Below are 8,538 nucleotides of genomic sequence, written 5' to 3'. Positions count from 1 at the left end.
GATCCTTGCGCACCAGGAAGACCTGGCGCGCATCATGACCGCCGAACAGGGCAAACCACTGGCCGAGTCCCGTGGTGAAATCGCCTTTGCCGCAGCCTATGTGGAGTTCTATGCCGAGGAGGGCAAGCGTATCTATGGCGATGTCATTCCTTCGCCGAGTGCCGACCGCCGGCTGATCGTGACCAAGGAGCCGATCGGCGTCTGCGCAGCGATCACACCGTGGAACTTCCCCGCCGCCATGATCACCCGCAAGGCGGCGCCGGCGCTGGCGGCGGGTTGTACACTGGTGCTCAAACCCGCCTCGCAGACTCCCTTCAGTGCCCTGGCGCTTTGCGTTCTGGCCGAGCGCGCGGGTATTCCTGCCGGTGTGCTGAGTGTGGTCACCGGCGATTCGTCGGCCATTGGCGGCGCGCTCACGGCCAGCCCGGTAGTGCGCAAGTTGTCATTCACCGGCTCGACGCCGATCGGCATCCAGCTGCTGCAGCAGTCGGCAGCGACGGTGAAGAAAGTGACCATGGAACTGGGTGGCAACGCGCCCTTCATCGTGTTTGATGATGCCGACCTTGAAAAGGCGGTTGAAGGCGCATTGATCGCCAAGTTCCGCAACAGCGGGCAGACCTGCGTGTGCGCCAACCGGTTCTATATCCAGGATGGGATCTACGCGCGTTTTGTCGAGCGCTTTGCCGAACGCGTGCGAGAACTGGTGGTGGGGCAGGGTGATGACCCGAATACCCAGGTTGGGCCGATGATCGATGAGCGTGCCGCCAGGGGGGTCGAACAACGGGTGGGCGAGGCGCTGGAGGCTGGCGCGCGGGTGGTGACCGGCGGGCGGCGGCATGCATTGGGCGAGGCGTTTTTCGAGCCGACCTTGCTGGCTGATGTGACGCCCGGCATGCGGGTGGTGCGCGAGGAGATTTTCGGGCCGGTGGCGCCGATCATGCGCTTTAGCACCGAGGAGCAGGTGATTGCCTTGGCCAATGACACCGAGTTCGGTCTGGCCTGCTACCTGTATGCACGCGATGTCGGGCGGGTGTGGCGGGTGTCCGAGGCGCTGGAGTACGGGATGGTCGGGGTCAATGTCGGGGTGGTGGCGACAGAGGTGGCACCGTTTGGCGGGGTCAAGGCTTCCGGGCTGGGCAGGGAAGGTTCGCGCTATGGGATCGAGGATTACCTGGAGATCAAGTACGTCTGCCTGGGCCTCTGAACCCTGCCGAATGCGCACTGTGTAGGAGCGGCCTTGCGTCGCGATAGGGCTGCAAGGCCGCTCCTGCCAGGGTGCGCAGTTACTTGCTGTCGAGCAGCCGCTGGTAGCGCGACAGGCTTTCTTCGAGGTGTTTGCGCAGTGCCGTACGCGCGCTGTTCACATCACCCATGCTGATCGCCGAGAGGATCGCACCATGCTCGCGGCCGATCTTCTTGATGTGCGCCTGGCGGTTCTTGCCGGTCACCTGGCCGTGCTTTAGGTTGAGGTCAAGGATGATGTCCGGCCCCAGCGCTTCCAGCAGTTGGGTGAAGTGCGGGTTGTTGGTGGCGCGCGCGATCGCCAGATGGAACTCGAAATCGGCCTTGGCCTCTTCCTCCTCCGTCGCCCCATCCAGCGAGTTGAAGCGGTCGAACGCTTCGGTAATCGCTGCCATGCTGGCCGGGCTGCGACGCTCGGCGGCACGGGCCACCGATTCGGTCTCGATGCCTAGGCGCAGTTCGAGGATCTGCGCCGCAGCGCGTACGTCATCGACCACGCTGTCGATGGCAAAGCCGATGCGTTTGACGTCCTGTTCGACCACGAACACGCCCACGCCCTGGCGGGCGATCAGGCGCCCGCCCAGGCGCAGGGAGGCCACCGCCTCGCGGACCACTGGGCGGCTGACATTGAATTCCTTGCACAGCTCTTGTTCGGAGGGCAGCTTGGCGCCCGGGCCGTAGGTGCCGTTGTCGATCCGGCTGGACAGCTCCTGGATCACGGTTTCCGCCAGATTGGCGCGACGTGTGCCTAACGACGCATTCATAAAAGAGTTGCTCCTGAAACTGATTGGCTCATCACGGTTGATTCTCCGGCAGGTAGCGCGCAGCCCGTAAACCTCTCACGGCGGGATCCGTAGCCAACCAGCGGTGATGTTGTCGCCATATGTTATCAAACATCTGACCACGTGGTCAGGCGACCCTGTTTTCGGGCGGCGAATCGCTCGTCGTTGGAGACATTATTTTACCCACTCCCGAAGCATACACCCATTGACAGTTGCCTGCTGACTGTTATCTTACAAGTGCGATGGCGATCTGGCCAAATCGCATGCGCTGAACGATGTCGAGGTTCGTCCAATTTCAACTGGGAGCTGAGCATGAATAAGAATAAGGGAGGGCGTACTGCCCTCGCGACCGCAGTAACGGTGCTGATGGCCATGGGGACGGCGAACGCAGCAGACAGTGAAATCGTCAGGATCGGCTTCGCCGGCCCCCTGACCGGGCCTTCTGCGCACCAGGGACAGGACGTCGAGCATGGTATCCAGATTGCGCTGGAAGAGGCCAACCAGCAGCAACTGAAAATCGGTGACAAAGTCGCCCAGTTCAAGCTGGTCTCCGAAGATGACGTGGCCGACCCACGCACCGGCACCGCAGTGGCCCAGCGCCTGGTGGACTCGAAAGTGGCGGTGGTGATCGGCCACTACAACTCCGGCACCAGTATTCCCGCCTCGAAGATCTACGCCGCCGCCGGCATCCCGCAGATCTCGCCCTCCGCCACCAACCCGGCGCTGACCCGCCAGGGCATCCCTTCGGTGTTCCGCGTGGTCAACGACGACGCCACCCTCGGCCGCTACGCCGGCAACTACTTGGTCGGCAAGCTCGAGGCCAAGCGCATCGCCATCTTCGATGACCGCACCGCCTATGGTCAGGGCCTGGCCGACGAGGTGACCAAGGCGGTCAAGGCGGCAGGCGGCAACGTGGTGGTGCGCGAGTACACCAACGACAAGTCCACCGACTTCAACGCCATCCTCACCACCGCCAAGGCGCAGAAGGCCGATGCGGTGTTCTTCGCCGCGCTCGACTACCAGGCGGCGCCCATGGCCAAGCAGATGAAGAACCTGGGCCTGAAGGCGCGCTTCATGAACATCGGCAACCTGCCCAACGACTCGTTCAAGCAGATGGCCGGCAGTGCCGCCGAGGGCACCTACGCCTGGAACTACGGCACACCGCTGCTGGAAATGCCCAAGGGCGCGGCCTTCGAGCAGAAGCTCAAGGACAAGTTCGGAGTGGGCGTGGTGCAGTCGTCGCCGGCCGCCTACGACGCCACCTGGGCGGCAATCAACGCCATGGTCAAGGCTGGCTCCGCCGAGCCGAAAACCTACCTTCCCGTGCTCAAGCGCGAAAGCTACGAAGGGGTGACCGGCACCATCGCCTTCGACGACCAGGGCAACCTCAAGAGCCCGGCCGCGACCGTGTTCCAGTTCGCCGAAGGCGGCTGGAAGACCCTCTCGGTCGAGCGCGACTGACCCCGGCCGCAGCACACGAATAACAAGCAGGCCCACGCCTGCGACATAACAACAAGACTTTTTCCACCTGCCAGGCCAGTCGGTCGCGTGGCGCTGTACCGCCGCGCGCCGACGTCAACGCAGTTTCGAGGATTCAGCTCGTGGACGGTAATTTCGATATCTTGTTGCAACAGGTCCTCAACGGCCTGGTGCTGGGCAGCATCTACGCTCTGGTAGCCCTGGGCTACACCATGGTCTACGGCATCATCGGCCTGATCAACTTCGCCCACGGCGAGGTGGTGATGGTCGGGGCCATGGTCACCATTTCGGTACTGACGATGCTGGCGGGCGCAGGTTTCGCCCCGGGCATCATCACCTTGCTACTGGCGATCATGGCCGCTGTGGTGGTGTGCATGCTGCTGGCCCAGGGCATGGAAAAGTACGCCTACCGGCCGCTGCGCAAAGCGCCCCGGCTGACCCCGCTGATCCTCGCCATCGGTATCTCCATTGTCCTGCAGAACCTGGCGATGATGATCTGGGGGCGCGGCTACAAGACCTTCCCTGAAGTGGTCGAGACCCGGCCGGTCGAGGTGTTTGGCGCCACCGTCACCAATGTGCAGCTGTCGATCATGCTGATCGCCGTGGTGATCATGCTTGGCCTCTGGCTGCTGGTGGACAAGACCCGCCTGGGCAAGGCCATGCGCGCCACCGCGCAAAACCAGGAAGTGGCCGGGCTGATGGGCATCAATATCAACCGGGTGATCAGTGCGACCTTCCTGATCGGTGCCAGCCTGGGGGCAATCGCTGGGGTGATGCGCGCCATCAACTATGGCCAGGCCGACGCCTACATGGGTTTGCTGCTGGGCCTCAAGGCCTTCTCGGCGGCGGTGCTCGGGGGTATCGGCAACCTGTTCGGGGCCATGGCCGGCGGCCTGTTGCTGGGGCTGATCGAGTCGCTCGCAGCGGGTTACACCGGGCAGATCACCGGCGGTTTTCTGGGCGCCAACTACCAGGACATCTTTGCCTTCGCGGTGCTGATCCTGGTGCTGTTGTTCCGCCCCAACGGGCTGCTTGGCGAACGCCAGGCCGACCGGGCGTGAGGAGGTGTACCCCATGAAAAACCTCAAGACCCAATACCTGCTGCTGATCCTCGCTTTCGTGGCACTGCCGTTCCTGGTCGAAGCCATCCCGATGCTGGGCCCCACCTGGGTGCGCATCCTGGGCTTCGCCATGCTCTATGTGCTACTGGCGTTGGGGCTGAACATCGTCATCGGCTATGCCGGCCTGCTCGACATGGGCTACATCGGCTTCTACGCCATCGGTGCCTACCTGTATGCCTTGCTGGCCTCGCCGCATCTGCACATGGCGGGGCTGGTGGACGGCGTGCTGGACTGGCCGCTGTGGGTGATCATCCCGCTGGCCGCGATCGCCGCTGCAATCTGCGGCGTGCTGATCGGCGCCCCGGTGCTGAAGCTGCGCGGCGACTACCTGGCAATCGTGACCCTGGGTTTCGGCGAGATCATCCGCATCTTCATGAACAACCTGGACCAGCCGGTGAACCTCACCAACGGCCCCCAAGGCATCAGCAACATCGCGCCACTGCACATGGACGCCGGGCCCTGGATGCATGCCGTGGGTGAGGCGCCCGCGCCCTTGCTGTCGTTGCAGCAGAGCTGGAGCCTGTTCGGCCTGAATGTCTCGCCGGTGGTCAGCTACTACCTGTTCTTCCTGTTCATCGTCATCCTCTGCATCGTGCTGTCCAAGCGCCTTGAAGTCTCGCGCATCGGCCGTGCCTGGATGGCCTTGCGCGAAGACGAAGTGGCTGCCGAAGCCATGGGCCTGAACAAGCGCAACCTGAAGTTGCTGGCGTTCGCCATGGGCGCGACCTTTGGGGGTGTGTCCGGGGTGCTGTTCTCCAGTTACCAGGGCTTTGTCAGCCCCGAGTCGTTCACCCTGATGGAGTCGATCATGGTGCTGGCCATGGTCGTGCTCGGCGGTATGGGTTCGATTCGCGGCGTGGTGCTGGGGGCGCTGATTCTCTCGGTGATGCCCGAGCTGTTCCGCGACCTGGTCAACTGGGTCCAGCCGTGGGTCATGGACAACGTCACCTTCATCAGCCGCGACATCCTGCGCAACGTGCTGGATGCCTCGACCTTGCGCATGCTGGTGTTCGGCCTGGCGCTGATCCTGGTGATGCGTTTTCGCCCCGAGGGCCTGTGGCCGTCCAACCGGCGCGCCGCCGAGTTGCACGATACCGACCCGGAGCTTGCGCCGCTGCCGGCGGCGCTCACTACTGCGGTGCATGCGCCCGCGACTGAAGCTTCTTTCGAACTCCCGGCCAAAGAGGTGGGCAAGGCATGAGCGACGTACTTCTCGAACTGCACCAGGTGAGCAAATTCTTTGGTGGCCTGCAGGCGTTGCACGGCATCGACCTGAGCATCCGCCGGGGTGAGATCCGTGGCCTGCTGGGCCCCAACGGTGCCGGCAAGACCACCCTGTTCAACGTGCTTACCGGGTTGTACCGGGCCGAGCAGGGGCGGGTGATGTTCGACGGCAAGCCGTTGCGCATCAGCAAGCCGCACAAGGTGGTGGAGGCGGGTATTTCGCGCACCTTCCAGAACATCCGCCTGTTCCACAACATGACCGCGCTGGAGAACGTCATGATCGGCCGCCACGTGCGCACCCGCAGCGGTGTGTTCGGGGCCATCCTGCGGACCCCGGCCTGCGTGCGCGAAGAGCGTGAGATCCGCCAGGCTGCGCGGCACTGGTTGAACTACGTGGGCATTGCCCACCTGGCCGGCGAGCTGGCCAAGAGCCTGTCGTATGGCGACCAGCGTCGCCTGGAAATCGCTCGGGCCTTGGCCACCGAGCCCAAGCTGATTGCCCTGGACGAGCCGGCCGCAGGCATGAACGCCTCGGAAACCGAAGGCCTGCGCCAGCTGATGTGCAAGATGCAGGCGGACGGCAAGACCGTGCTGTTGATCGAGCACGATGTGAAATTGGTCATGGGCCTGTGCGACCACATTACCGTGCTGGAATTCGGCCGCAAGATTGCTGACGGCCTGCCGGCGGACGTGCGCAGGGACCCACGGGTGATCGAGGCGTACCTTGGTGCGGAGGCGGTAGCATGAAACCTATTCTGGAAGTGAACGACCTCAAGGTCAGCTATGGCGCCATCCAGGCGATCAAGGGGATCAACCTGCGGGTGGGCGAGGGCGAAATGGTTGCCTTGATCGGTGCCAACGGCGCCGGCAAGACCACCACCTTGAAGACCCTGGCGGGCTTGTTGAAACCCAGCGACGGCAAGATCACCTTTGACGGCAAAGCCCATGCATCGATCAAGGGCCATGACCTGATCCGCGAAGGGTTGGCCTTAGTGCCCGAAGGGCGGGGGATCTTCCCCAAGCTGACGGTGCACGAGAACCTGGAGATGGGCGCCTTTACCCGGCGCGATGGCAAGGATGCGATCGGCGCCGATATCGAGCGCATGTATGGCGTTTTTCCGCGGCTCAAGGAGCGGGCTCACCAGCTGGCCGGGACGATGTCGGGCGGTGAACAGCAAATGTTGGCCATCTCCCGCGCGCTGATGGGGCGGCCCAAGCTGTTGCTGCTGGACGAACCGTCCATGGGGTTGGCGCCGATCATCGTGCAGAAGATTTTCGAGACCATTGTCGAGGTGGTCAAGGGTGGGGTGACGCTGTTGCTGGTGGAGCAGAACGCCCGGCTGGCCTTGCAGACCTGCCAGCGCGCCTATGTGATCGACGGCGGGCGCATCAGCCTTGAAGGGTGCGCCAAGGAGCTGCTGCATGATGACCAGGTGAAGCGGGCTTACCTTGGGGAATGAGCCGCTTTTCGGGGGAGGGGTGAGTCGACCAGGTGCATGGGTTGGGTTTTGACGTGGTGCGGAAATCGAGCGCCGCCCGCGCGGCGCTCGATCTCATAGGCGCTGAAAATGCTGCGGCGAATCAACCATGCGGCACCGCCTTGCTCGCCACATTCCCCGCATACTCCGGCTTCAGATGCCCCTGCTCATCCAGCAGGTAGGCATCCATCACCTCACGCACCACAGGCCCCGCCACGCGCCCGCCCGCTTCACCATTCTCGATCATCACCGCCACCACCACACTCGGGTGATCAGCCGGGGCAAAGCCGACGAACAGGGCGTTGTCGCGGTGCCGCTCCAGGGTCTTGTTGCGGTTGTAGCGCTCGCCCTGCTTGATCGCCACCACCTGCGCCGTGCCGCTCTTGCCGGCGATGCGGTACTGGGCGCCGGCCGCCGAAGCGCGGGCGATGCCGCGTGGGTCGTGCATGACCATCTGCATGCCCTGGCTGACCTGGTCCCAGGCGTGCTTGTCGTGCAGCACGATGTCGGGCATGGGGTTGGGGTCGACCGGCGTCTCGCCGCCCACGGTCATGGCCAGGTGCGGGCGGTGCCACACGCCCTTGCTCGCCAGCAGGCTGGTGGCCTGGGCCAACTGCAGCGGGGTGACCTGCATGTAGCCCTGGCCGATACCCAAAATCAACGTCTCGCCGGGGAACCAGGCCTGGCGCCGCGTGGCACGCTTCCACTCGGCGGACGGCATCAGCCCGGACGCTTCTTCGAACATGTCCAGCGACACCTTCTGCCCCAGGCCGAACTCGGCCATGTAATCGTGCAGGCGCTCGATCCCCAGCTTGTGCGCCAGGTCATAGAAGTAGGTGTCGTTGGACCGCATGATCGCGGTGTACATGTCCACCCAGCCGTCGCCGCTGCGGTTCCAGTTGCGGTACTTGTGCGCGTAGTTGGGCAGTTCGTAGTAGCCCGGGTCGAACACCCGGCTGCCAGGGGTGATCACGCCGCTGTCGAGGCCGGCGATGGCCACTTCCGGTTTTACCGTCGAACCCGGCGCATACAGGCCGCGCAATACGCGGTTGAACAGCGGACGGTCGATCGAGTCGCGCAGGGCGGCGTACTGCTTGAAGCTGATGCCCTTGACGAACAGGTTGGGGTCGAAGCTTGGGTTGCTGACCATCGCCAGCACGTCGCCGTTGGCCGGGTCCAGTACCACCACCGAGCCGCGTCGATCGCCCAGGG

General features: G+C 63.9%; 8 protein-coding genes. 6 read left to right on the top strand and 2 right to left on the bottom strand.

What is annotated here, in order from left to right:
- Positions 1-1,204 (top strand): NAD-dependent succinate-semialdehyde dehydrogenase (locus NP534_RS23765; protein WP_274100320.1); only part of this gene is annotated, 1,204 nt, incomplete at its 5' end.
- Positions 1,205-1,283: 79 nt separating this feature from the next.
- Here NP534_RS23765 and NP534_RS23760 read toward each other — a convergent pair.
- Complete coding sequence (locus NP534_RS23760) at positions 1,284-2,006, bottom strand: FadR/GntR family transcriptional regulator (protein WP_274100319.1); 723 nt, start codon at positions 2,004-2,006, stop codon at positions 1,284-1,286.
- Positions 2,007-2,336: 330 nt separating this feature from the next.
- Between NP534_RS23760 and NP534_RS23755 the strand changes: the two genes are divergently transcribed.
- The 5 genes from NP534_RS23755 to NP534_RS23735 all read left to right on the top strand — a co-directional run bounded on the left by NP534_RS23755 (position 2,337) and on the right by NP534_RS23735 (position 7,308).
- Positions 2,337-3,485, top strand: coding sequence for a branched-chain amino acid ABC transporter substrate-binding protein (locus NP534_RS23755; protein WP_274100318.1), 1,149 nt, complete (start codon positions 2,337-2,339; stop codon positions 3,483-3,485).
- Between the two features lie 140 nt (positions 3,486-3,625).
- The gene (locus NP534_RS23750) at positions 3,626-4,564 is read left to right on the top strand and encodes a branched-chain amino acid ABC transporter permease (protein ID WP_274100317.1); all 939 of its coding nucleotides are present in this window, start codon (positions 3,626-3,628) and stop codon (positions 4,562-4,564) included.
- Positions 4,565-4,577: 13 nt separating this feature from the next.
- Positions 4,578-5,825, top strand: coding sequence for an ABC transporter permease subunit (locus tag NP534_RS23745; protein ID WP_274100316.1), 1,248 nt, complete (start codon positions 4,578-4,580; stop codon positions 5,823-5,825).
- Positions 5,822-6,595: an ABC transporter ATP-binding protein gene (locus NP534_RS23740; protein ID WP_274100315.1), complete on the top strand. Its 774-nt coding sequence runs from the start codon at positions 5,822-5,824 to the stop codon at positions 6,593-6,595. The genes NP534_RS23745 and NP534_RS23740 overlap by 4 nt, the downstream gene beginning before the upstream one ends.
- A complete protein-coding gene (locus tag NP534_RS23735; protein WP_274100314.1) occupies positions 6,592-7,308 on the top strand; it encodes an ABC transporter ATP-binding protein in 717 nt (238 codons plus the stop codon). The genes NP534_RS23740 and NP534_RS23735 overlap by 4 nt, the downstream gene beginning before the upstream one ends.
- A 121-nt stretch (positions 7,309-7,429) precedes the next feature.
- Here the strand turns inward: NP534_RS23735 and mrdA are convergent.
- On the bottom strand, positions 7,430-8,538 hold a 1,109-nt coding region (gene mrdA, locus NP534_RS23730; RefSeq protein WP_274100313.1), incomplete at its 5' end, for a penicillin-binding protein 2.

Origin of the sequence: Pseudomonas sp. 39004 (assembly GCF_028682155.1) — a bacterium.
In the GTDB taxonomy this organism is placed as follows: domain Bacteria; phylum Pseudomonadota; class Gammaproteobacteria; order Pseudomonadales; family Pseudomonadaceae; genus Aquipseudomonas; species Aquipseudomonas capeferrum.
The sequence above is the reverse complement of the archived record's forward strand: the minus strand, read 5'-3'. Positions and strand labels throughout refer to the sequence as shown.

Excerpts from the sequence above, each read along its gene's own strand:
- NP534_RS23760 (WP_274100319.1), bottom strand. The coding sequence starts at position 2,006 with ATGAATGCGTCGTTAGGCACACGTCGCGCCAATCTGGCGGAAACCGTG.
- NP534_RS23755 (WP_274100318.1), top strand. The coding sequence starts at position 2,337 with ATGAATAAGAATAAGGGAGGGCGTACTGCCCTCGCGACCGCAGTAACG.
- NP534_RS23745 (WP_274100316.1), top strand. The coding sequence starts at position 4,578 with ATGAAAAACCTCAAGACCCAATACCTGCTGCTGATCCTCGCTTTCGTG.
- NP534_RS23740 (WP_274100315.1), top strand. The coding sequence starts at position 5,822 with ATGAGCGACGTACTTCTCGAACTGCACCAGGTGAGCAAATTCTTTGGT.
- NP534_RS23735 (WP_274100314.1), top strand. The coding sequence starts at position 6,592 with ATGAAACCTATTCTGGAAGTGAACGACCTCAAGGTCAGCTATGGCGCC.